The sequence below is a fragment of the Nitrospira sp. MA-1 genome (assembly GCA_032139905.1).
Classification (GTDB): Bacteria; Nitrospirota; Nitrospiria; order Nitrospirales; family UBA8639; genus Nitrospira_E.
Map to the genome: position 1 here is coordinate 17,375 of JAQJDB010000006.1, position 21,978 is coordinate 39,352.

Consider the following 21,978-nt stretch of genomic DNA (forward strand, 5'->3'; position numbering starts at 1 on the left):
GCAGAGATGGAGTTTCTTCTCCCCTGCCACTATCGGATCTTTCCAACAACTAATGGACTGCCGGTTCTGTGGGATTGCCGGAGCTACTCGGGCTATGATGTTGGAGGAGTCCGGTGTCGTAGAGATATGCTGTCGCCGGATCTAATAAAAAATACACGGCAAACAGACCGACGCTCGCCATGGTCAACGTATAGGGAAGCGCCATCCAGACCATTTTCCCATATGATAAACGGATAACCGGAGCGAGTGAAGAGGTGAGTAAAAATAAAAATGCGGCCTGTCCGTTTGGCGTCGCCACACTGGGAATATTCGTGCCGGTATTGATGGCAACGGCCAAAAGGTCAAATTGGTCACGGGTAATGGTGCCCGCCTGGTAGGCGCGGAGCACTTCCTGGACATAAACCGTCGCAACAAAGACATTGTCGCTGATGGCCGAAAGAATGCCATTGGCCAGATAAAACATGCCGATTTGATGCGATCCCTCCAAGCTTAATCCATAGCCGATAATGCCCGAAAACAGGTTCTGGTCCTGGATCACGGCCACAATGGCGAAAAAAACCACGAGGAGCGCCGTGAAGGGAAGCGCTTCCTTGAACGCTTCTCCAAGTTGATGCTCATCGATAATCCCGTTAAAGGCGGTAATGAACACGATCACCGTGAGTCCGATAATTCCGACCTCCGCCAGGTGAAAGGCTAAGGCAAAAATCAACCAAATGCCCGCAATGGCTTGAATGATAAGCTTCGCCGTGTCCGCGGAATCTCGTCGTTTCTGTTGCTCGGTCTCGAATTCCACCAAGATGAGGCGAACGGGATCTGGGAGTTGAAAGCCATAATCAAACCATCGTAATTTCTCAACGATGATGCAGGTGAACAATCCTGTGGCCAGAACAGGAAGCGTCACGGGGGCCATGCGCAAAAAGAACTCCAGAAATTCCCAGCCCGCTTTGTCCGCGATTAATAAATTTTGGGGTTCACCTACAAGAGTACAGACTCCGCCCAAGGCTGTTCCAACCGCTCCGTGCATTAATAAATTGCGAAGGAAGCCTCGGAAATTGTCTAAATTTTCACGGTGGAGAGAGTCGATCTCATGATCGCTTGTCGAATCATAAGAGGTCTGCGACGATTTGCCGGAGGCCACCCTGTGGTAAATGTTATAGAAACCCAACGCGACGGCAATGATGACTGCTGTGACCGTCAAGGCATCGAGGAATGCCGAAAGAAAGGCACCCATAATGGAAAACAAGAGTCCCAATAAAACTTTTGAACGGACGCCCAATAAAATTTTGGTAAACAGAAACAGGAGTAAATCTTTCATGAAGTAGATCCCGGCCACCATGAAAATCAATAGCAGGATCACTTGGAAATTATTGAGTGCTTCATGATAGACCGTTGCCGGAGTGGTCATCCCCAATAGGACAGCTTCAAGTGCGAGCAAGCCACCGGGTTGTAGCGGATAACTTTTGAGAGCCAGGGCTAAGGTAAAGATAAATTCCAGGATGAGCACCCACCCGGTGAAAAAGGAACCAATGCTCATTAATAAAATGGGATTGAGGATTAAAAATCCCAGGATAGTCAGCTTGTACCAGGTTGGAGTGTGGTTCAAGAAATTCTGTATGAGCGCCTGAGGGACTGTCGTTTTCATTTCAGTTAGGTGACCTTTCGGACCGGTGGTCCCAGATGGAGTCTGACTCATTAATCCAATATCACTATGGTCAATTCGTTGGGTAGTGATCTCTTTCGTATCCAGGCCTTTAATAGGGCGGATGGAGTGAGGAGTTCAGCATATACAATGAAGGCTTTTTCAGAAACAGGGAAGGCGACATTGTTAAAAAACCTACATTAGGAGGGTTCCGGATTTTTAGACAGAACTTTCGTGGGAGGGGTATCGAACGGATGGGTGGATCCGCCGATATGAGCTGCGTGGCGTAATGCATCCAACCGAAGAGGGTATCGATGCTCGGGTGGGACCTGATCCAGCACCCCGAGTCCTTTGAGGACTCGAGCCACTCCCGGACGCATACCCACGAAAAAAACATGCTGCTGATGAGTTTTCACCATCAGGAGCATGTCTTCGATGGCTAATGCAGCGGTTCCGTCAATAGACGGCACCGATGTGAGATCAAGAACCACGCTGGAAAAAGAATTGAACCCTTTCACAGATTCTAACCGACGAACCATGTCCTTAGCCGATCCGAAACTCATCGGCCCATTCACATGAATCATGATAATGCGCTCGCAGTTTCGATCGAGGATGCGTTGCTCCTCTTTTAACAGTGGTGTTTCGTTCGAGGCACCAGTGATCACACTGAGATTTTCAAGTTCCAGGTCGGCCATGCGCTTCACGAACATTACACTGGCCAAGACCACGCCAATTCCCACAGCCGTGATGAGGTCTACTAAAACAGTAACCAACAAGACCACGATCATCACCAGAACTTCGGTTCGTGGAGCCTGCACCATATGTTTCAGAAATCGCCAATCGATAATATCGAATCCGACTTTGATAAGCAGGCCGGCGAGGACTGCAAGTGGAATTTTTTCGGCCAGAGGACCCAAGCCAAGCAATGTACCTAGGAGGACGACCGCCATAAACATGCCAGAGATAGGCGTACGGCCTCCAGTGCGAATGTTCGCCACAGATCTCATGGTGGCGCCGGCTCCAGGAAGGCCTCCGAAAAATCCCGCAGCCATATTCCCAATGCCTTGGCCGATCAATTCCCGATTGGAGTCATGTTGGGTCCGCGTCATGTTGTCACAGACGAGAGAAGTCAGAAGGCTATCAATTGTTCCCAATAATGCCAGGACAAGGGCTTCCTCAACCATGAGTAAGAGTGTACTGGTATGCATGGTTGGCCAAATTAGCGTGGGAAATCCTGAAGGAATGTCTCCGATTACCGGAAGGGTCGGGAAGAACATCTCACCGACAGTCGTTCCAACGATGAGAGCCAGCAACACCGGAGGAAGACGTTTGCCGATAGAGGCAGGAGTGAGATACACAATGGCTAGTGTGAGAGAACCCACCAACATGGCGGGAAGAGAAAAAGATGCGAGGTACTCGGGCATCGCCATGAGGTTGGCCACGACTTTGGACTTCGCTTCCAGTCCGAGAAAGGGTGCAACCTGAAGAATGAGAATAATTCCTCCGATGCCGCTCATGAATCCTGAAATAACAGGATAAGGGACCAAGGTGATATAACGACCAAACCCCATCAATCCAAATAAGACTTGAAATCCACCTCCGAGAATGACGGCCGTAAATGCCACTGCCGGTTCATCGGCAAAGTTCAAGATGATGCCGGCCATTACCACGGTCATCGGACCGGTCGGTCCTGAGGCCTGTGCAGGCGTCCCGCCGAAGAGCGCTGCGAAAAACCCCACAAAGATAGCCCCATAGAGGCCGGCTATGGCACCGAGTCCGGATGTCACTCCAAAGGCTAGGGCTAGGGGTAGAGCCACGACCGCTGCCACTAATCCACCATACAGGTCTCCCCGTATGTTATTGAAATGAAGGCCGTGAACCCAGGAAAGTATTGGAAAGGTAGCTGCCATTTTTTAGGAGGGAGGCCGTAGGGTTCGATGATGGGTCACAAATGCTACCAGGAAAAGAAATGTTACGTGTATGTCGTTGGGTATCAAGGAATCAGGCCGAAAAGTGATTCTTGTGAACCTCGATTATCCATTGAGACCTGGCTTGGTGGTCCGTTGGATGAATTGGCCAATTTGAAGACCAATGGATGCAAACATGGCCAACAGTTCTTTGTCGGGCTTTTGGATATCCCGGTGAAAAAATTCGATGACTCCAAGAATTTCGTTTCCCGATTTAATGGGAAAGGCGAATCCGGAATGGAGACCTTCATGTGCGGCAGCGTCAGCGCGCGGAAAATTCGGGTCGGACACTACATCGGTGACCCAGGATGGTTCGCCGCCTTTCCAAACCCGGCCGGGTAATCCCACCCCTCGTGCAAGCGTGATTGCATGGGATGCCTGCCGAAAGGCATCCAGATTTAAGTGAGGGGAATGCCAGACATTGAGGCAACGTAAGACCTGTTGTGAGGAATCGAGTATCCAAATAGCTCCGAGATCCCATCCTAAATTTTCACCAATGGCTTCCAGAATAAGGGAAGCAGCCTGAGTCATTCCAGCCGATTCGGCGAGAACATTGGTTAAGCCGTGATGGGTGGCCAGTCGACGTTCTTTATGCTCCCGTTCGATACCCTGGCCAATTTGAAATCCGATATTCGCAAGTCTTTGAAGCAACATATCATCTGCTTCCTCAGGGAATGGCGAGAAAAATTCGAGAACCGCTCTCGTATTCCCAGCTAGGCAAATGGGAATGGCGAATCCGGCGTGAAGTCCCACTGCCAGCGCTGCCTGGTTTCTAGGGTCTTTGGGATAGTCGGCAAGGTCCTTGATCCACAGGGGGCTTCGATTGTCCCACACCTGCCCAGCCAATCCTACAGCTGGCGTGAGCGCCCAACCGGAGTTTGATGATGACATCGCTTGGGCTTGAGGAGAGTCCTGTGGCCAAATGACGGCGGCTCCCAGAGCCTGCCGTTGATAGTCCATTCGCCAGAGGATGCCCACCCTCCAATCCAGCGTGTGGCAAATGGCTTTGAGAATTTGAGGATATGTCTCTGAAATGCTGGACGCGGTCGTCAAGATGTCTGCGATGGCATCGTGCAAGGCCAAGCGTCGCTCCGCACGCTTACGGTCAGTGATATCAATGCCAAATCCAATGAGGCCAGGTTGGTCGCCTTCCAATTTGCACAGACAATTTAAAAACCACCAGGGCTTCCCCTGCAAAATGCCATTGCTCTCATAAAATACCGAATTGGCAAGAGTTCCTTCCTTGATTTCGCTTTTTATCCGATCAGGTGGTTCTAATGGAATTCGTCCAATGGCGGTAAGTTCCTTTAATCCGAAACGAGTCAGGCCGCGACCGAAGGAATCATGCATGACCCCTTCCTGATCGATTCGAAATGCCACGGCCGGCATATTTGATAAAATGCCTGTTAGCATGGAACTTTGATCGCGAGTTGCCGCATCAGCCTCTCTTACCTGCATGGCTAATAGAGCGGTGGACCAAATGGCAAACAAGGCTATGGAGCGATTGATCATGCCAATCCAAGGTTCTGTCCCGGCTGGGGATAAACCGTAACCCACGATTGTTAAGACCGTACACAAGCCGGCAAGACGCAAAGAGTCATTTTTTTCTGGTGACCGAAGGCCAATTAATACCACGGCAACATAGGGGACACCTTCCGCAATTCCAGTAGGAAGGAAAAAGTCCACGACGAAAACTACACTGGCCACCATGAGGGCAAGCGATAAGATTTGTCCCCGATTATTTTGAGGACGTTCCCCCGAGCTTTGAAGAGTCAGCGGACTTGGCATAGAGTAATGGTAGTATTCATGAAAATACGGAAAATTAGAGAAATTATCCCCAGCATTCAGTCTCAATACCTCGACCCTACGATACGAAAAGGACGCCACAGAGTGCAAGAGGAATCAGCGGGAATTGATTGCCCGGGCCGTCCGTGGGGAGAGCATCCTATTGATTGGAGGCATTCTCTGATCTGCAGAGGATCTGTTCGGGAATAGGCAAAGTCTAGAAGTGGATCCCAAGGCTCGACGGCTTTTTTCCTCTTATGCGAAGAGGACAAACTGAGGTAGGATAATTTTTACGCGTATGAGTTCCACATCTCCTCAGGTCCATATCTATCACGTTGCCGGGTTGGATGACCGTGATCGCGGGTTTAGTCGACAAATCCAGGTTCTTCCCCGTGAAGGAGGATTTCAGGCCAGACTCCGCTATGAATCGCTTCAGATAGATGTCGACCCCGTGCCTACCGAAGACCAGGTCCTGCTAGGTCTCATTCACCTGTTGCATGATAGAGGCTATCGGCAATTACGAACCCAACGTATCTTTATTGGTGAACAGTATCTTGGGAATCAGGAGATGTGGGTGGAATATCCCGATCCCGAAGCTCCTCCTGAAACGAGGAACACCTGGGTGGCCTGGCTTCGCCGAATCCTTGGTCGTTCTTCTTCACCATCGTAGGGCTCCTTGAATCACATAATATCGCAAGATCAGGTTTTGTGAGTGAGGACGGGATCGCGAGACATACCTTGGAGTGATTATCAGGATCCGGCCAGAGAGTTCAGGGCTCCGACTCGGGATTCTGCGGGAGAAGCTGAGGGAAAGTAGCTGATAATTCGACGAGGATTGAGGCATTCCCTAATTCTGGGAGAAAGGTCAACCGGTCGAATGGCACTGACAATAGAGAGGGATTCATCCTCTTCGGACAGATTCAGAATAATCGGTTCATTTGAAGAGTTTGATTCATCATAGACGAGGATGACGGGCCTTAGCCGATTCGCGAGATTCACGCTGGTGACAATCCCAATCTTCTGATTACTCAAGTTGACCAGTGAGCCTGGAGGGTAGACACCCAGTTGGCTGATTAATGAGACGACCGCGTCTTGCCATAGTGTGTGTCGACATTTCACGTATAAATAGGAGAGGGCCTCTGAGGGAACGAGGGATTTGGTTGGATCCGGGTGATGACATAGTTCATCGTATTCATCCACCACCATGACAATTTTGGCGAACATGCTGATTTGCGGGTCTTTTTTCCCTGCTGGGAATCCAGACCCATTGAGGCGTTCATGGTGCCGGCAAATCACGTCAATTGCTTCATAGGGGAAATTAGGCAATTTCTCGACCATCTCTACCCCGAATTTCGGATGAGTACTCAAAAAGTTTTTCCGTTCGAAAGAAGACATCGACCCTTTTCGTAATAATTGCTCTGCAGAAAACCTGAGTTCGCCTATATCATGAAACAGAGCCCCAAGCGCCAGTTTTTCAGCGTCTTCACGCGAAAATCCTAAGTCCTGCCCGACCATGAGAGACAATGAACACACGTTGAGGGCATGAAGAAAAAATTCCTCGTTCGGTTCGTTGGAACCGATCAGATTCAGTAGCGCTCTTGAGTTGTCAGCTATATCAAGAATCTCATAAAGCTCCCCCACAATTTTCTCTGCTGTCCGGAGTCCGCGAGGTCGGCCGGAGATCACGTCCTGCATGACCTGTTTGGCTTCTTGCACCACCTCCTGGAATTGTCCACCAACTGCTTGCAGATGTTCCTGGTAAACTTGGAAAGCTTCATGTTGTGCAATCTTCCGTTGAATAGGATTTTCAGGAACCGCATCTTCTTCTGAGGAATTGGTAGTGAGGTCGGCCTCAGATTCGTCCGAGGATTCTTCCCCCGGTTTCCTTATGTTGTTGACCTGAACCCGGTCTGGTTTTTCCGTGCAATTGGAATGAGCCATTTCCGGGTCTGAGCGGTCCGGATCGAAATACAATTTGACATTTGTGAGTTCACGAATGGTTTCAAGATCTTTCGTCAATTCGATTTTAAATGAATTGGTTGGGAATGGATGACTGAACCAGGATCCCTCGATCTTGATGTACAATCCCAGTCGAAGAGCGGTTGTATGAAGTGGAACGAAGGCCATGGTAGCTCCTTATTTCAGTCATTTGTCATGACTGGGCTGGTCTCACAGTTGATCCCCGGTTTTGTCCGTGGGCATGAGAAATCGCATGTGCGGGTTATTTGCGCCGTTGTAGGCCGTTTCCCTATTGAAATTGTGGCCACTGATATTTGTCGGAAGGAATGAGCCAGGAATTAAGGGGAAGTTCGGAAAATGTGTGGGAAATAGAGGAAAGGGGAGTGCAATCGAAGATGTTGGGTGAGTCAGTATGGGTGTCCCCTCTATGAGGCGGTAGTGCCGATCAATCACTCTGGGCTGCTAGAGAATTTTGAGCGATGCCCTGATTGCTTTATTCCTGTTCCCGACCACGTTACAACGGAATCCCATTCGCTCCGGTATAAAAACCTCAAAATGTAAAGAAAGTCTGGAAAAAACTCATTGCCAGTCCCGTGGATGAAAACGTCATCACGCGCTTCACAATGATGAGGGGTATTATCGTTCTCCCCGAAGACTTAAAGGTTTGTCCGGGGTGGAGATCTGCGTTTTGGTCATGGACGTTAAGCTGGCAAATAATTTTTTTCTGATAGGAAAGAACTCCGGCTGGCCTTCTGTTAATTGTAAGAATCTACCAAAATATTTATTCGCTAACCGATTATTCCCCATTCGCTCATAGACATAGCCCATGTTCAAATGGATATGGGGCAAATCCGGTTGGAGTGCCTCGGCTTGCCGAAGTTCATGTACCGCAAGTTGGAAGCTTCCCTGTTGTTGTGCCACCAGAGCTCGTTGAATCCATAATTGTGGGACTTTGTCGTTTCGTGCGAGGCCGCTCAAAAAATACTGATCGGCCTGATCGAGCTGACCTGTTCCCAAATACGCCGTTCCCATCCAAAACCATGGTTCCCAAGTGACGGGGGGATCATGGAAGAGTGGGGAGAGTATCGCCTGTGCCTCTTCGTATTTCCCGGTTTGAATGAGTTCTTGGGCGTGATGAAGCCTATTGGCTGGAGATCGCTGAGCCGGGTCTGTGACCTGACCATTCTCCTGAGTCCCCTCATTTTTCAGAGGAAGGGCTATCGTATTACTAGGGATAGAAGGCTCGTCGTTAACAAGAGCTGTGGTGTTTGCAAGCTCATCTATGATGATTTTTTCTTCTTCTACATCGACTTCCAATGGAATGGCAATATCTGTCTCATTGACGGATGTGGATTCGTCCAGGTCCAAATCTGATTGTTCTGTCTGGGCAACGATTGTGACAGGAGAGCTGGTCCCGATTTTCTTCGGATCGGTGCTCTGGTGTTTCGGTGATGGATCTGGTGTTTGTGGTGACATTGAGAGGGACGTGGGCACGGTTTTCTGCTGTGGGTCATTGAATGTGGGGGTGACTACTGGTGTTTCAGGTGTGAGGAGAGCATGTTTGACATTCAATGGAGAGGGCAGTTGCGATGAAATACTCTCTTGAGATGTGGGCGATTCCCCATCCGGTTCCTGGGTAGCTGATATTGGAAGGCTCTCAACTGGGTCAGCAGTTGGTATCTGCGAGGTTTCAAAAGAAACTGAATCAGCAGGCGGAGTCTCCGCTAGTGGAGAGAAGTTCGAAAGAGCCACATGCTGACTGGGAAAAGGGGAGGCCTCCGTTGGCATTCCAAAGTCCAAATGCAAGCCGATCCAGTAGGCACCCAGACCTAGACTGCTCAATCCGATTGCCATGCCGATCCCGATCAACCAAAACTTTAATGGAGAGGGCCGGCGGTGCCAACCCGGCTCTCTTCTCACTCTAGCTGGAAGGACAAGGGGGGCGGCCTGTTGGGTCGTCTCAGTCCCTTCCCTTTTGGTCTGGGTCTGAAGTCGCTGGAGGGTGTCTGCAATGATACTCATGGTCCGTTGGTTTTCCGTGATCCTCTCACTAAGGGAGAAATTCCTTGGTTGCGCGCCAGATCATCATGGGAGTCACCGTATGTCGGCCTTGAGCATAAGCAGCTAACAAGGCCCGGTCGCACAGTTGATTGATGCGGCGTGGGACTCCACGACTCCAAGCATAAATGAGCCAGAGAACTCCCACACCAAGATGAAATCGGTGTCCGGAATCGGCGATGTGCAGTCGGTGTCGGATGTACGCACGAGTCTCCTGCCAGGTAAATGACTCCAGGCGATAGCGTACGCTAATGCGCTGCCGCAATGGTCGAAAGGCCCGAGTCGCCAACTTTTGTTCCAGCTCCGGTTGTCCAACCAGCAGGAGACACATCAATTTATCTTTTTCGGTATCCAGATTGGAGAGAAGCCGAAGTCCTTCCAGGACTTTTCCACTGAGCCGGTGCGCTTCGTCCACCAACACGACGACCCGTTCTCCTTCCACGGCCAAACGGAGCAACAGCTTAGGCAGTTCCCGTTGTAAGGCCCCAAGGGACTGATCCTCAGGCAGTGTTCCGGTCAAATCTTCATAAATGGATACAAGTAAATCAGAATAGGACTGATCCGGATTCATGAGGTATGCAAACCGGACCCCGGTCGGCGGATGGCGAAGCAGGTGCCGGCACAACAGGGTTTTGCCGAGACCAACTTCTCCAGTCAGCATGGTGAGTCCACCACTGGCGATACCAAATCTGAGGTGGTCCAGCGCTTCCAGATGGTGGCTGCCGGGGAAAAAGTAATCGGTATCCGGTGTCAGGCGAAATGGGGGTTCAGAAAACCCCAATTCCTGATAGCACATGCTGAGATCTAACGTCGTCATTATGAGGCTCGAATAATTTTAGGGGAGAGAAAGATGACCAGCTCACTTTTCTTTTTAGCTGTGTACGTTCCCTTAAATAAGCGACCAAGATAGGGAATGTCACCTAAGAGAGGAACCTTGCGCTCGGTTTCTGAGCTTTCTTCTTGGATGAGTCCACCGATGATGACCATTTCTCCATCTTTCAATCGAACCAAACCGGAGGATTGCTTGACATCCAAAACCGGAGCAGTGGCTCCTCCGCCATCCCCCCTTTTAGCACCTGGCGATTCCCTAATTTCACGGAGACGGGAAAGAATAGGAGTCACATCCAGCATAATCCATCCATCTTCGGAGATTTGGGGTGTAACGGAAAGGACCAAGCCTACCGTCACGGATCGCACCTGCTCAGTGACAATATTGCCACTCCCGGCAGTTCCTTGAGCAACGGTTGAGGAAAAAAAAGGTTCATCGGTGGCGACTTTAATTAAGGCCGGTTGGTTATTCATGGTAACCACGCGAGGTTGAGAGATCACACGAATGTCGCCCTGTTCTTGCAGGGCTTCGAGAACACCATCAAAACTCCCATCCTCGAAGGAGATAGTGGTCGTGGCTGCTTTCGCCATGAATCCTCCGAAGGGCGCAGTAATTATATTTGCGAGAGCAATGGCCCCATTTGTGCCATCAAAATTAATCCTGCTCCAATCAATGCCCAGACTGTACTGATCATCCAGGGCGACTTCATAAATCCGCACCTCGATCTCTACCTGTCGGTATAGGGCCTGGTGAACGCTTTTAAGGAAATCGTCAATTTCATCGACCCGTTTATACCGATCGGATATCTGAATAGTGCCTGAAAGACGATTGACCACGAGTCGTCCTTCTTCGGACATTAGAGTTTTAATTTGCATTTCCAATTCTTCCCAGAATTTTATTTCGTCCTCCTGGTTCACCGTGATTTGTCCGGTGTCTTGTGATGCGCCGCCTCCGCTCCCCCCGCTGGAACCGGAGCTGAGCTGCGCGCGGTTTTGTCCTGTTCCACTCCGAACGAGACGGATGTAATCGACGTTCAATGTTTTCGTTTTGAATTGCCTGACCTGGATCAGGTTCTGGTGGTGTTCCCAGTAATAGCCATGGGCTTCCAAAATGGCTGACATCGCCTGTTCCAAAGGCAGATGATGAAAATCCACCGTAATGGTGCCGGTGATGTCTGGCCCGGTCACAATATTTAAATGGTTGCTCCGAGCAAACAACGCCAACGCGTCGATGACAGGAAGATCTTGTGCGCGAAACGAATACAAGGGGCCCAAAGAAGGGGCAGGTGGGGGTGTCGGAGGCTTGGGGAGATCGCTGGTGAGCAACATACGATCCTCCAGGGAAAATGTGGCCCGAAGGTTGTTCACGGATGATGCCGCCAAATCTGAACTCAGGGAAAGGCTCTGTGAAGTCTGTGTGGTGTTGGCATCTGAGATTGACCGGTCTGCATCTGGATTGGCGATGGTGCATCCCCACAGGCTGAGCATGCCCAAAAGAGCCAGACTTTGAAAAACTCGTACGCCATAGGTGATGGATGCTCCGTTGGACGGTCGATTGGAAATAATGATCGTCTGAGGATTCACTATGGTGTTGTGTCGCATGTCGTCTTTCATAGAGTGATGAGGAAAATTATGACGTGGCTTTTTTTGGAAATGTTAACCATTGGTTTTTGCCACCATGTTTGAGCCACACGCCTTTGGGCAGAATGGACAGGACTTGATACCCGTTAATCATTTCTCCTTCATACACCACGGTCCGGTTGATCACTGCACTTCGTTGTTCACCTTCGACGGCAATGGCTTTAAGAGTGAACGTATTCGTCACCTGCTTCTCCTCTGTTTGGTTCGCTCCCATCGAAGCTGGGGCCGATTGCACCTGAGAGGCCGCCACGATGGGGGCAAAAGGATCACGACTGGAGTATTCGATCCATTGACCAGCTTCATCGTCATGGGGTTGCCCCGTAGGGGTAAGGGGAGGGAGTGTCGGGGCAGAAAGCAGTCGATTCAGTCCCACGGAGAGGATGCCCGGTGCATCGGATGCCGTGTCCACGAAATTGGTATAGACCGCGAATCCTGCAAGAAGGCACAGACCAATCGCGACAAACGGATTTTTTAAAGCTCGACGGAATCGTTGGTTTTCATCCATACCGACAATCCAATGGTTAAATGAGTGGCTTGTTGACCATCACCCATGACCGTCACATTCTGAATGTCGACTCTTGGTCCGGATCGTGTCAGGGCTTTTAGGAACTGAAGATAGGAATGATACGCATGGGCGGTTCCCTGCGAGTTGACTTGAATTTCCAACGGAACCAATGTAACTCCCTGGATTGGAGTGGTGTTTCGGTCTGTGCTCAGAATCCGATATTGAATGAGGAGATTCCGCTGTTTGCCGTCGAATTGAAGCGTTTGCGCCCATTGCGCCAAATGGGTGAAGTTGTGGAGTAAGCGTTGCTCAGCCAGTTGAAGATGGGTGTCAAGCGCATCCGGACGAGCCTGAAGGTATTGAGAGCGAAGCTCCGACACCTGTTGTTCCAGGCCGATCGTATCTTGAGTTAACGATTGACGCTCTTGAATGGTGAAAAGTTTATCCAGACTCACCCAGCCCACAATGGATAACGTTCCAAACAGTAGCACCACGAGTGCCGTGCTTTTGAGCTGTTGGGGCTTGGGCCACTCAAAGCGGGGAAGCCACTTCATGATATGGTTCCCTTCAAAGTGAATCGATAGAGTGGGCGTTCATTGGTTGGGGTGGCGGTTTGTGTCAAGAGTTGATCTCGCCAATCCTTATGAAGGGACACATGAAATGGTCCATCCGCCAGCTGTTGCACGAATTGATCCACCACAAGCAATGTGGCAGCAAGATTGGTAGAAGTGCTGCCGTCCAACTCCACGTTCCATCCGTCCGGGGTTCGCTCCACAAAGGCTTTGCGCAAAATGACCTGGGTGGGAATAATGGATCCCAAATAGCTGAGAAACGGGCCTTCTAATTCCGGCGTGGTTGTTTCGCTGACGGAATGAGCCCATTGCCGTTTCGTGTCTAACGACATGAGACGACTTTCCCATTGCGCGTAATCCTGCTGGAGGGAGGTGACCTGGTCGGTCATGGTCTGCATCGCTGTGCGATGTCTGGCTAAATACCCTTCGATGACGCTGGTTGTTCCGACTCCAAAAAGAATAAAAACCGCAAGCATGGAGACGAAAGCCTTGGTGAGGGTCTTTCGTAGCGGGGCTTGGAGAACCTGCGTGGGCGTGAAATTGCTGGACAGATTGACCGGAAGCATCGCGCCGACCCACAGCCAGTAATTCCAGTCGGGTTTAATGGGGAATGGCACAAGGGGAGTGCTCAAATGTGGCTGAATTTCACCAGCCGTCAATCGTTCTTCATCGTCCCAAAACCAGATGCAGGGAAATTTTAAATTGGTTTGTTGTGTGATAAACATTATCGTTCGATTGGCCTCGGTTCCGACCCGCTCCCCAAGTGGAACCCAGTCTTGGGCCGGGAACAGATGTCGAGTCCAGATCAGGGTTCCATCATCATTTCCTGCGACGATCATGATTTTGCCTTCGATCATGGTTATCAGCATCGAACCTTTTCCCGGTTCGACGGGCAAGGCGCTGAGTTGACTCTCAGAAAGAGTGGAAAGAGGAGCCAACTGACGAAGAGACAAATTCAACTCTTGGCAGATGTGCACGATCTTGTCGATATAGTCCTGTGGCCATATATCAAGGTGAATATGTAATTTCCCTCGCGCTTCCAGGCCAACCCGATATCGCCAAGCCGCCGGTCCTTCCCAAGGTTTTTCCTGTTGGACCTTTCGTTCCAGAAAGGAAAGGAGGTCGGTGGGGAGCATCGGAGGGATTTGAATGGTCCGCGTGGCAAGCCGCGGATGGTCCACGAGCATGGCGAGGTGCGTACCTGGAAATTGGGTGTGATGGATCGCTTCTTCCAATGCGTCGCGAAGAGTGTGTAGGGACACGAGCCGTCCCGGTTGTTCCCAACTCTGTCCAATCGTGTTTTTCACGATCGATAAGGCTTTCAATCGCCCATTGGAAAGGCTAACGCTTAAAATCGTCTGTTTTTTCCTCTGCAGAGTCTTTCGGAGGTTTGGTGGGATCTCCAGAATGGGTGTCTGAACCTCTGAATACGATGTGGGATGTTGAAGAGTGTCGATCATGGTCTTAGGGGCCATAACACCCGCTACTGTTGAGTCGCCATTGGGATCCTGCCGGGCAGTCGGGGTCGAATTGAAATCCGGCTTCGGCGGTCAGGGTGAATTGCGTTTTTTGACCAGTAAATGAATTCGTTTCATCCAAACTGATTGGGGTTCCAGTGAGATGATAGCGAATATGCGGCACAAGCGTGCCGACACCGGCTACGGTTTGGCTCCCATCGATTGCGTAGCTGCCTCCGGCGCCATTGGCAGAAAGACTGAGGAGATGAAACAAATGGCTAACGTGTCCACGGTGAATTTTAAGATCGGGCGTACCGGTTTCATCGGTGCTCCACCAGGTCTCAAAATTTGCATCGGTCGTAATGGAGGGGTTCACATTTTGTGCGAGATGGGTGATGACCATAAACCGCGCATCCGCCAAAGCCGTCGTTGGGAGACCGGTGGAGTTGGTGAATCCACTGATGTTGGGTTGCACGAAATAATAGCGGAGGAATCCATTGGGATTCGTCGTCAGTTGCCCTGAAGCCATTGCGACATAATCCGGACTCAGCGCTGTAAGGGTTGTTGGAAAGGAATGGGTTTGCCGCACGTAGAGTTCAACTGCTTGGGCAATGGTCGTCAATTGTCCATCCTCCGAATCCCGCCTCACCGTCGCCAGTTGATTGATCACATTTGGTGCGATGAAGCTGGCAAGAATGGCGATAATGGCCATGACGCCAATCATTTCCACAAGCGTAAATCCGCTTGTGGCTAGGCATCGTGAGGTGCGAATGAATGCGGACAAACTCCGGCCAATAATTTTAACTGCGTTCCGGTTATTGCATTGACTGGACCGGAGCGTTGTGCCGGGACGCCAGTCTGTTTCGAAGGAGATTGAGTCCGTATGGAGTCCTATGGCCTGAGTAAAAAAGTGATCGCGTCTTTTCATGAATCCGATCCTGTCTTGCTCCTTCTTAGAGAGGCTCCTGCCTGGGGGGGCGTGTGAGTATTCTTCCCTCCATCGGGCATATCCAGCCTGGTGGTCCACCAACCCTTCTTTCGGTGTTTGAAAAGCCAATCTTAATTTTCTTAAACTTTTCAAATGGTCATGGTGGGTTTGCCTGAATCACAGGGGGCAGGAGGATCGCACGGAAGTCAGTTTATGGAGATGGGAAATGCCGTCATTTTTTCCCGGTCATGGGGCGGGGGTCCCGACGATGTTTCGACTTAACAGGGCGGTGACAGAGGATTCCATCGTTTGGTGAAGACGCACAAGGGGTGGAACCAATAGCTGGTATTGGTGGTGAGAGCGAACCGCACGTCAGGGGGGGGGGTGTAGCTATCGTCCTCGTCCATACCGATTTCGGTGCCTATAAGGTGAAATCTGCTATGCGTGGGAAGAAGGTCGCCGTTGGAATGCGTTGGTTGGTGGTCAATAGAAAAACTTCCCCCATTGCCTTTGGGAATCAGGCTCACGGTATAAAAAAGATGGCTAATCGTCCCACGATGAATAGTGAGGGCGGGAATTATGCTGTCATTCGTGTTCCACCAGGTTTCAAAAGAGACGGGAGTCGTGATGGATGGGGCGGCATCTTGTGAGAGATTGGAAAGGAGAAGAAAACGAGCATTGATGATTTCCGCGCCAGTCAGTCCAGTCGAGTTCTGAAATCCGGCTATCGAGGGGTGCACCGAATAATAGCGTGGGAACCCCCGTGCATTTCGCGTTAGTTGGGCTAGAGGCAATGGCACATAGTCAGGGGAAAGGGCGAGTAACGAAGGGGGGAACGTGTGGTGCTGTCGAAGATAGGCGATCACACCGGTTGCGATCATCTGAAGATCACGGGTCTCACGGTCTTCACTATTCTGATCCCAGACCCTGACCATAGAGGGCGACACCACAGCCAGCCCTATAGATATCATGGCCAACAAGCCGATGAGGACAATGAGGGTCATTCCGGCTTCCGGGTCAGAGGGAACCTGGTGGGCGGCTGGGGACCTTACTGAGACGCCACGGAAGTCCATGAGGCTTGTCAATGAATTCCACCCATTAAACTCATCATGGGCAAAAAGAGGGCTAGGGCGACGATTCCCACGATCCCGATTAATCCCAGGGTGATCATGGGCTCAAGAATGCCAAAGACTTTTTTGATTCGGCGCGGGATTTCACGATTATAATAATTCGCCACGTTCATCAGTGTGTTGGGTAATGTCCCGGTGGCTTCCCCGACCGAAATCATTTGAATCACCATTGGCGGAAAGACCGGATGACGGTTTAAGGATTCATTGATGGTGGAGCCTTCGGACACAGCGCGTTGCGTGTCCTGTAGCGCCCGTTCCATCACGGAATTGCCAACCAGGCCCTGGCACAGTTGCAGGCTTTGCAGGACAGGGATGCCGGCTCGATACAAGACCGCAAAGTTTTGAACAAACTTCGATATCGTGAGCATCCGGATGAGTTCGCCCAGGACGGGGAGTTGTAAGATCATGCGGTCGCGCCAGTGAGCAAATTCTGGGAGGTATTTTTGTCCCAAAACCCACACCATTGGGCCGAGCAGGAGGAATGAACTCCAGAGCCACCAACTCCCGACGAAGAGTTCGCTGAGGGTGATGATGATAAGGGTGATAGTAGGAAGGGGCACATGCAGACCTTCCAGGATAGGGACAAATCGCGGAATGACGAAGGTAAAGAGCAAGACCACTAATCCGATCACGGCTATGATGACGATACTCGGATAAATGGTGGCCTGACGCACATCTCCACGAATTTGATCAAGCCAATCCAGATATCGTTCTAATTCTTTGAAGGTATCGGTCAAGGTGCCACTGTCTTCTCCCGCATGCACCAGATTGGTGATTTGCGGAGGAAAAATCCTGGGGTGTTGCTTCATGGCATCATGCAATGTATTCCCGGCTTCGACTTGTTGGAAAATGGCTTGTAAGGTTGCGCGTAAATGAAGATTGGGTGTCTCGATCGACAAACTTTTTAACGCCTGAGTTAGGGGAATGCCGGCCTCGAGGAGTGTAAACATGTGTGTGGAAAATTCCATGAGATCACGGGGTTTGACTCTCCCTCTTTTTTGAGTGGTTCGTGCGAGGGATTTCGGTTTGGATTCGAATGTCCGCACCAGCCAGAGCCCCATGTCCTGGAGCTGGCGTTCCAGGTGGAAAAGATCCGGGGCTGTCATCTCTCCCTCAACCGGCTTCCCATGGTCGTCGATGGCGCGGTATTGAAAATTAGCCACCGGTGACCCTCAACACTTCCTCAATGGTGGTAATTCCTTGAAGGGCTTTCAGAAGTCCGTCATCAAACATGGTTGGCATCTGATCTCTCCGGATGATGGCCCGAATCCCTGCCATATCCGGTCCGTGCACGATAGGCGCATGGAGTTCCTCTGAAATCGGGATAATTTCGTAAATACCTGCTCGGCCTTTATACCCTGTCTGGCTACATGCGTGGCATCCTCTTCCTGTCCAAAGGCTAGGGAGTGGACCTTCCGGTAATTCTACTCGAAGATCCGCAAGGATGGCGGAGGCATCTGTCCGTTCAACCTTGCATTCCGGACAAATACACCGAACGAGGCGTTGTCCAATAATGGCCGTCAGGGCGGAGGCGAGGAGGAAGGCTTCCACACCCATGTCGATTAAACGAGGAATGGCTCCCAGTGCATCGTTGGTGTGAAGAGTGGAAAAAACCAAATGTCCGGTTAAGGCCGCACGCATGGCCAGATCGGCCGTTTCCTGGTCACGAATTTCACCAACAAGTATGACGTCGGGATCTTGCCGAAGGAGTGCACGAAGCCCGGCCGCAAAGGTCATCCCGATGTCCGGATTGACCTGCGTTTGGCGAATCAGAGGCATCTGATATTCGATCGGATCTTCCAACGTAAACACACTTTTTTCTTTCGCATCGACATGGCGGAGCGCCGTATACAATGTCGTGGTCTTTCCACTCCCTGTGGGACCGGTCACGAGGATAATGCCATGGGGACGTTGGATCAGTGCTTGGACGCGCGATTGGTCGTTGGGTGTAAATCCTAACGCCAGGAATTCTAGCTTTAATGCCCCTTTATCCAGAATTCGGAGGACAATGCTTTCTCCAAAATTTGTTGGAAGGGTCGACACGCGAAGGTCAATCCGGCGGGTGCCTAAGGTAAAGGGGATACGGCCGTCCTGAGGAGTTCGCTTTTCCGTCAGATCGAGATTGGCCATAAGTTTAAACCGGGCGGTAATAGGCGCTTGAAGGGGTTTCGGAATGAGAATTTCTTGTGTGAGTATGCCGTCAATGCGCATCCGAACCCGTAAATAGTACTCATCCGGCTCGACATGGATGTCGGTCACCCGGGATTGAATGGCGGCGGTAATGAGTTGATTGCACAAGCGAATCATTGGGGCCACCCGGCTTCCATCTTCTCCAAGATCGGAGATGCCTTTAGCCATTAATTCATCAAGCAGTTGCTTGATGGACTCCCGGTGCGCATAGTGCCGCTCGATCGCTTCGATCAGTTCCTGGGCAGGGGCGGTGTGAGTATGTACATTGAGCCCGATGCGACTTTCGATGCTATCCACCGCGACAATATTCAATGGATCTGCCATGGCCAGGTTCAACACATTCCCCTGTTTGCTAAGAGGGAGGACTTGAAACTGGGTGGCGATATCGTAGGGGATGAGATTGATAATTTCCGGTGGGATGAAAATAGTGGAGAGGTCGACTACGCCGGTTTGGGTGCCCTCGGCCAGATAATGGGCCAGGATTTTTTCGGTAATGAATCCCAGGCCAATGAGCGTTTGGCCTAACATCACGCCTTTTCTCTTAGTCTCTCGGACCGCCAGGTCCAATTGCTCTTGAGTGATCCAGCCGTCTTGAAGGAGAGACGTTCCGAGGAGAGGCCGTGCGGCTGTGGTAGGTGTGGTTGGCATAGACCAGGCTGTCAGGAGAAATTTATGGGCGCAAGGAAATGGGTGTTGTCCTGTGAGGGATACCTTGGAGGGAGGAGCACAGCCATCGTTGTAATTTCCTCACTCTTTCCTCATTGAGGGAGGACACGACTTATTGGTGCGTCAGGTAAATATACAGGCGATCATTGGCCGCCGCATACTTCACGCGTCCGCGGAGTTGGCGTTCGGCCAAGCTTGATCCTATACCCGCATCAATGATGCCATCGATTTCATTGAATTCAGTATCAGACACTCCATCGACCCTGAGATAGGCGACTCGGGCTCCGGTAGGGAGATCGCTGTTTCCGTCATCGCCCTTCAAGTCCCATCCCACATTTGTTGCGGTGGTCGCTGTTCCGAGTGCGATTGCCGCTTGTGCTGGAATGTACATGGTTGTTCCTAATCCCGGAGGCGTATTCGTATTAAATTTTTCCAGATAGGGTCCTCGGAATCGGCTCCATTGATTGGTGCCGGTATTCAATGGGTCCGAGGCGTCGAGCGTTAACCGGGCGGCAAGGGAAGTGACAGTGGCACTGTTTCCTCCGGTCTCTTGTGCTGGAGTTCCAGCCGCATTGAGAGGCCAGATGGTTCCGATGTCTCCATAATATTTGGCGACGGCGGTCTCGTACGTTCTTACTGCGGCAGCCAGGGAACTTGCCTTAGACGACGCAATCAGGGTGAAAATCTTTGGCAATAACAGGGCAATCAGTATGGCAATGATGGCCAAGACCCCGATCATTTCCACCAAGGTAAACCCCTGGGAATGATGAAGTGGCCGAAAAATTTTTCTTGGCATCTGTTAGTTCTCCTTTACGAAGGGTGCTTCATTTGGCCGTGTTTCAGGTGAAATAGGGAAAATGGTATGGATGACACGTCCATAAAAAATCCATCGGCATATGGTATGGCCTTCTTAAGGGCAGGCGTTCCCCGGAAATTAGGATTGCGGTCGTGAGCGGGATTGCAGGTCTAGAAGTGCGATGGAGGCAAATGGATCACCGAGTTGGGATGCTTGATGGAAAAGCCGGTGGGCGGCCTTGGGATCCGAAGGTCCGATCTGGCCATCCGCATAGAGGTATCCCAGATGAACGAGTGCGGAAGAGAGTTGAGGGTTGATGGCAAGAGCGTGGTGTATGGCGTCTTTGGCATCTTCAATAAAGCCCAGACTTTTAAGTGCGATGCCCATTCCGATATAGGCATCGGCTGATTTGGGATGGGTTTTGAGGGATTCTCGATACGCAGTTATCGCGTCTTCCGGCCGACCATTAAGCAATGACCGCCATCCCGAATTTGAAAGGTCTTGTGTGGCATTGTTGTGAAATAGGACTGTTGTGTGAATGGGTTTCTTTGTGGGAGTGAAATGGGATTGCTGAGATCCTACAGCTTTGAGTTCGGTGGCTGACGGGTGAAGGGGATTGGTGGGAAGGGCGGAATGTTCAATTTTTGATGAGGTGGTGTTTTCGAGATCAGCCTGAGCGTGGGGGGGAATATAGTTGTTGATCTTTTCTAGTTGCCGGATGAAAGGTTGAGGGTCAGATTCATCTCCATGACTCAAGTCTTGGGAGCCCGGTAGGGTCAAATGATTTCCCAAGGCGGAAGACCAGGTCAACATTCCCAGACCAATGATCATACTGAGAATGAAGGTGCCTGAGGATGCTTTTGGCGCTCTTGATGTTCCTTTGGCTTTTGCCCTTGGTTTTGAGATGGGACGTCTCATGGTTGCTCATTGCCTCAGTGGTTCCAGATTGAACATATCGGACAATAGGCAACATGCTTAAGGAATTACGCGTGAAGTGTTGAACCAATTCAAAAAAACACAGATCAAAAGGTTCGCAACGGCCAACAAGAGAACATATGTGCCTGAGAGTTGATGGAGAGCTTAGAGATGAATGAAACCCATGCGATGGTTCAACCTCTGCGTCAGGCAGAAGTAACAATGGGTCTGTTGAAAAAAGCCGCCAGCGGCGTTCTCGTCATTTTGCCGTGCTCACGTACTGGAGGTATGCTCTGCGCGCAAAAATGACTGCGGCCTTGCTGGACGAACCCTTCGAAAGGCTCAGGGCATGCTTTTTTGAACCGCCCCCGAAACCTCTAATATGCAACATGCCATTGGAAATTATTATTCGACACTCCCTCAATGTCCTAAGGCATAAATGTACTGAGGAGTCTGGGCTATGTATGTGAAGGTGCGTGATCGACAATGGGAAAAGTCTAGGCTTGGTGGCAGAGTGTGCCGACGCAGGTAAGGTCTAAAACAAGCAACAAGACCCACCCTTTATTGAGGTGGGCCTTGCAGGACCGAAGGCCTTTTGGCTCAATGCCTATTTGGCTTGATCGGGAAAGGCGGCCTTTAACAGTGGCTGCAATTCCCCTTTTTCTTCCATCGGACCCAAGACATCCGTATCACCATAAAACTGGCCATTGATGAAGACTTTTGGCAAAGTCGGCCAGTTGGTCATTTTTGAAAGGGCCTCCCGTTTTTCAGGGTTTGGCAAGGCGTTGATCAATTCATAGGGGTAGCCGAATTTGTTAAAAAATTCCATGGTCTCCACCGTAAATCCGCATTGAGGGGCAGTCTTCGTGCCTTTCCCGTAAATGAGAATTTTGTGTTGGGCGATTTCCTTGTTAATTTCGTCTTCAATGGGTGTACTCATTG

The 21,978-nt window shown here is 50.7% G+C and carries 19 protein-coding genes; 2 read left to right on the plus strand and 17 right to left on the minus strand.

All coding sequences use genetic code 11. The annotated features are described in order from the left end of the window. Positions 1-49 precede the first annotated feature (49 nt). From nhaB to PJI16_07510, 3 genes are all read right to left on the minus strand, one after another. Positions 50-1,642: a sodium/proton antiporter NhaB gene (nhaB, locus tag PJI16_07500; protein ID MDT3777403.1), complete on the minus strand. Its 1,593-nt coding sequence runs from the start codon at positions 1,640-1,642 to the stop codon at positions 50-52. A gap of 197 nt (positions 1,643-1,839) precedes the next feature. Further along, a complete protein-coding gene (locus PJI16_07505; GenBank protein ID MDT3777404.1) occupies positions 1,840-3,549 on the minus strand; it encodes a SulP family inorganic anion transporter in 1,710 nt (569 codons plus the stop codon). Positions 3,550-3,672: 123 nt separating this feature from the next. Then, positions 3,673-5,394 (minus strand): GAF domain-containing protein, encoded by a 1,722-nt coding sequence (locus PJI16_07510; GenBank protein ID MDT3777405.1) that lies wholly within the window; start codon positions 5,392-5,394, stop codon positions 3,673-3,675. Positions 5,395-5,689: 295 nt separating this feature from the next. Here PJI16_07510 and PJI16_07515 point away from each other — a divergent pair, with 295 nt between their 5' ends. Beyond that, entirely contained in the window at positions 5,690-6,061 is a 372-nt protein-coding gene (locus PJI16_07515) for a hypothetical protein (protein MDT3777406.1), read from the plus strand. A gap of 80 nt (positions 6,062-6,141) precedes the next feature. Here the strand turns inward: PJI16_07515 and PJI16_07520 are convergent, their stop codons facing one another. The 13 genes from PJI16_07520 to PJI16_07580 form a co-directional block, all read right to left on the minus strand. Then, positions 6,142-7,518 carry a DUF3391 domain-containing protein gene (locus PJI16_07520; GenBank protein ID MDT3777407.1) on the minus strand — a complete coding sequence of 459 codons (1,377 nt, stop codon included), beginning with the start codon at positions 7,516-7,518 and terminating at the stop codon, positions 6,142-6,144. A gap of 468 nt (positions 7,519-7,986) precedes the next feature. Continuing rightward, positions 7,987-9,372, minus strand: coding sequence for a tetratricopeptide repeat protein (locus tag PJI16_07525; GenBank protein MDT3777408.1), 1,386 nt, complete (start codon positions 9,370-9,372; stop codon positions 7,987-7,989). 28 nt (positions 9,373-9,400) lie between these two features. Next, positions 9,401-10,225 (minus strand): AAA family ATPase, encoded by an 825-nt coding sequence (locus tag PJI16_07530; protein MDT3777409.1) that lies wholly within the window; start codon positions 10,223-10,225, stop codon positions 9,401-9,403. Beyond that, positions 10,225-11,838 carry a secretin N-terminal domain-containing protein gene (locus PJI16_07535; GenBank protein ID MDT3777410.1) on the minus strand — a complete coding sequence of 538 codons (1,614 nt, stop codon included), beginning with the start codon at positions 11,836-11,838 and terminating at the stop codon, positions 10,225-10,227. The genes PJI16_07530 and PJI16_07535 overlap by 1 nt, the downstream gene beginning before the upstream one ends. 28 nt (positions 11,839-11,866) lie before the next feature. Further along, on the minus strand, positions 11,867-12,382 hold the full coding sequence (locus PJI16_07540) for a hypothetical protein (GenBank protein MDT3777411.1): 516 nt from the start codon (positions 12,380-12,382) through the stop codon (positions 11,867-11,869). Then, positions 12,349-12,936, minus strand: coding sequence for a hypothetical protein (locus PJI16_07545; protein MDT3777412.1), 588 nt, complete (start codon positions 12,934-12,936; stop codon positions 12,349-12,351). Before PJI16_07545 ends, PJI16_07540 begins: the two co-directional genes overlap by 34 nt. After that, the gene (locus PJI16_07550) at positions 12,933-14,429 is read right to left on the minus strand and encodes a hypothetical protein (protein ID MDT3777413.1); all 1,497 of its coding nucleotides are present in this window, start codon (positions 14,427-14,429) and stop codon (positions 12,933-12,935) included. Before PJI16_07550 ends, PJI16_07545 begins: the two co-directional genes overlap by 4 nt. Next, complete coding sequence (locus PJI16_07555; GenBank protein ID MDT3777414.1) at positions 14,419-15,339, minus strand: type II secretion system protein; 921 nt, start codon at positions 15,337-15,339, stop codon at positions 14,419-14,421. Before PJI16_07555 ends, PJI16_07550 begins: the two co-directional genes overlap by 11 nt. Before the next feature lie 278 nt (positions 15,340-15,617). Further along, a complete protein-coding gene (locus PJI16_07560) occupies positions 15,618-16,343 on the minus strand; it encodes a hypothetical protein (protein MDT3777415.1) in 726 nt (241 codons plus the stop codon). Positions 16,344-16,420: 77 nt separating this feature from the next. Then, positions 16,421-17,632 (minus strand): type II secretion system F family protein, encoded by a 1,212-nt coding sequence (locus PJI16_07565; GenBank protein ID MDT3777416.1) that lies wholly within the window; start codon positions 17,630-17,632, stop codon positions 16,421-16,423. Beyond that, positions 17,625-19,307 (minus strand): ATPase, T2SS/T4P/T4SS family, encoded by a 1,683-nt coding sequence (locus tag PJI16_07570; GenBank protein MDT3777417.1) that lies wholly within the window; start codon positions 19,305-19,307, stop codon positions 17,625-17,627. The genes PJI16_07565 and PJI16_07570 overlap by 8 nt, the downstream gene beginning before the upstream one ends. 130 nt (positions 19,308-19,437) lie before the next feature. Then, a complete protein-coding gene (locus PJI16_07575) occupies positions 19,438-20,121 on the minus strand; it encodes a prepilin-type N-terminal cleavage/methylation domain-containing protein (GenBank protein MDT3777418.1) in 684 nt (227 codons plus the stop codon). A gap of 138 nt (positions 20,122-20,259) precedes the next feature. Next, positions 20,260-21,039 carry a tetratricopeptide repeat protein gene (locus PJI16_07580; GenBank protein ID MDT3777419.1) on the minus strand — a complete coding sequence of 260 codons (780 nt, stop codon included), beginning with the start codon at positions 21,037-21,039 and terminating at the stop codon, positions 20,260-20,262. A gap of 168 nt (positions 21,040-21,207) precedes the next feature. Here PJI16_07580 and PJI16_07585 point away from each other — a divergent pair, with 168 nt between their 5' ends. After that, entirely contained in the window at positions 21,208-21,345 is a 138-nt protein-coding gene (locus PJI16_07585; GenBank protein ID MDT3777420.1) for a hypothetical protein, read from the plus strand. A gap of 298 nt (positions 21,346-21,643) precedes the next feature. On the opposite strand, the gene PJI16_07590 is transcribed toward PJI16_07585, so the two are convergent. Next, positions 21,644-21,976: a glutaredoxin domain-containing protein gene (locus PJI16_07590; protein MDT3777421.1), complete on the minus strand. Its 333-nt coding sequence runs from the start codon at positions 21,974-21,976 to the stop codon at positions 21,644-21,646. Positions 21,977-21,978 lie beyond the last annotated feature (2 nt).

Bases quoted from the DNA above. Each gene is read 5' to 3' on its own strand.
- nhaB (MDT3777403.1), bottom strand. From the start codon at position 1,642: ATGAAAACGACAGTCCCTCAGGCGCTCATACAGAATTTCTTGAACCAC.
- PJI16_07505 (MDT3777404.1), bottom strand. From the start codon at position 3,549: ATGGCAGCTACCTTTCCAATACTTTCCTGGGTTCACGGCCTTCATTTC.
- PJI16_07510 (MDT3777405.1), bottom strand. From the start codon at position 5,394: ATGCCAAGTCCGCTGACTCTTCAAAGCTCGGGGGAACGTCCTCAAAAT.
- PJI16_07515 (MDT3777406.1), top strand. From the start codon at position 5,690: ATGAGTTCCACATCTCCTCAGGTCCATATCTATCACGTTGCCGGGTTG.
- PJI16_07520 (MDT3777407.1), bottom strand. From the start codon at position 7,518: ATGGCCTTCGTTCCACTTCATACAACCGCTCTTCGACTGGGATTGTAC.
- PJI16_07525 (MDT3777408.1), bottom strand. From the start codon at position 9,372: ATGAGTATCATTGCAGACACCCTCCAGCGACTTCAGACCCAGACCAAA.
- PJI16_07530 (MDT3777409.1), bottom strand. From the start codon at position 10,225: ATGACGACGTTAGATCTCAGCATGTGCTATCAGGAATTGGGGTTTTCT.
- PJI16_07535 (MDT3777410.1), bottom strand. From the start codon at position 11,838: ATGCGACACAACACCATAGTGAATCCTCAGACGATCATTATTTCCAAT.
- PJI16_07540 (MDT3777411.1), bottom strand. From the start codon at position 12,382: ATGGATGAAAACCAACGATTCCGTCGAGCTTTAAAAAATCCGTTTGTC.
- PJI16_07545 (MDT3777412.1), bottom strand. From the start codon at position 12,936: ATGAAGTGGCTTCCCCGCTTTGAGTGGCCCAAGCCCCAACAGCTCAAA.
- PJI16_07550 (MDT3777413.1), bottom strand. From the start codon at position 14,429: ATGGCCCCTAAGACCATGATCGACACTCTTCAACATCCCACATCGTAT.
- PJI16_07555 (MDT3777414.1), bottom strand. From the start codon at position 15,339: ATGAAAAGACGCGATCACTTTTTTACTCAGGCCATAGGACTCCATACG.
- PJI16_07560 (MDT3777415.1), bottom strand. From the start codon at position 16,343: ATGACCCTCATTGTCCTCATCGGCTTGTTGGCCATGATATCTATAGGG.
- PJI16_07570 (MDT3777417.1), bottom strand. From the start codon at position 19,307: ATGCCAACCACACCTACCACAGCCGCACGGCCTCTCCTCGGAACGTCT.
- PJI16_07575 (MDT3777418.1), bottom strand. From the start codon at position 20,121: ATGCCAAGAAAAATTTTTCGGCCACTTCATCATTCCCAGGGGTTTACC.
- PJI16_07580 (MDT3777419.1), bottom strand. From the start codon at position 21,039: ATGAGACGTCCCATCTCAAAACCAAGGGCAAAAGCCAAAGGAACATCA.
- PJI16_07585 (MDT3777420.1), top strand. From the start codon at position 21,208: ATGAATGAAACCCATGCGATGGTTCAACCTCTGCGTCAGGCAGAAGTA.
- PJI16_07590 (MDT3777421.1), bottom strand. From the start codon at position 21,976: ATGAGTACACCCATTGAAGACGAAATTAACAAGGAAATCGCCCAACAC.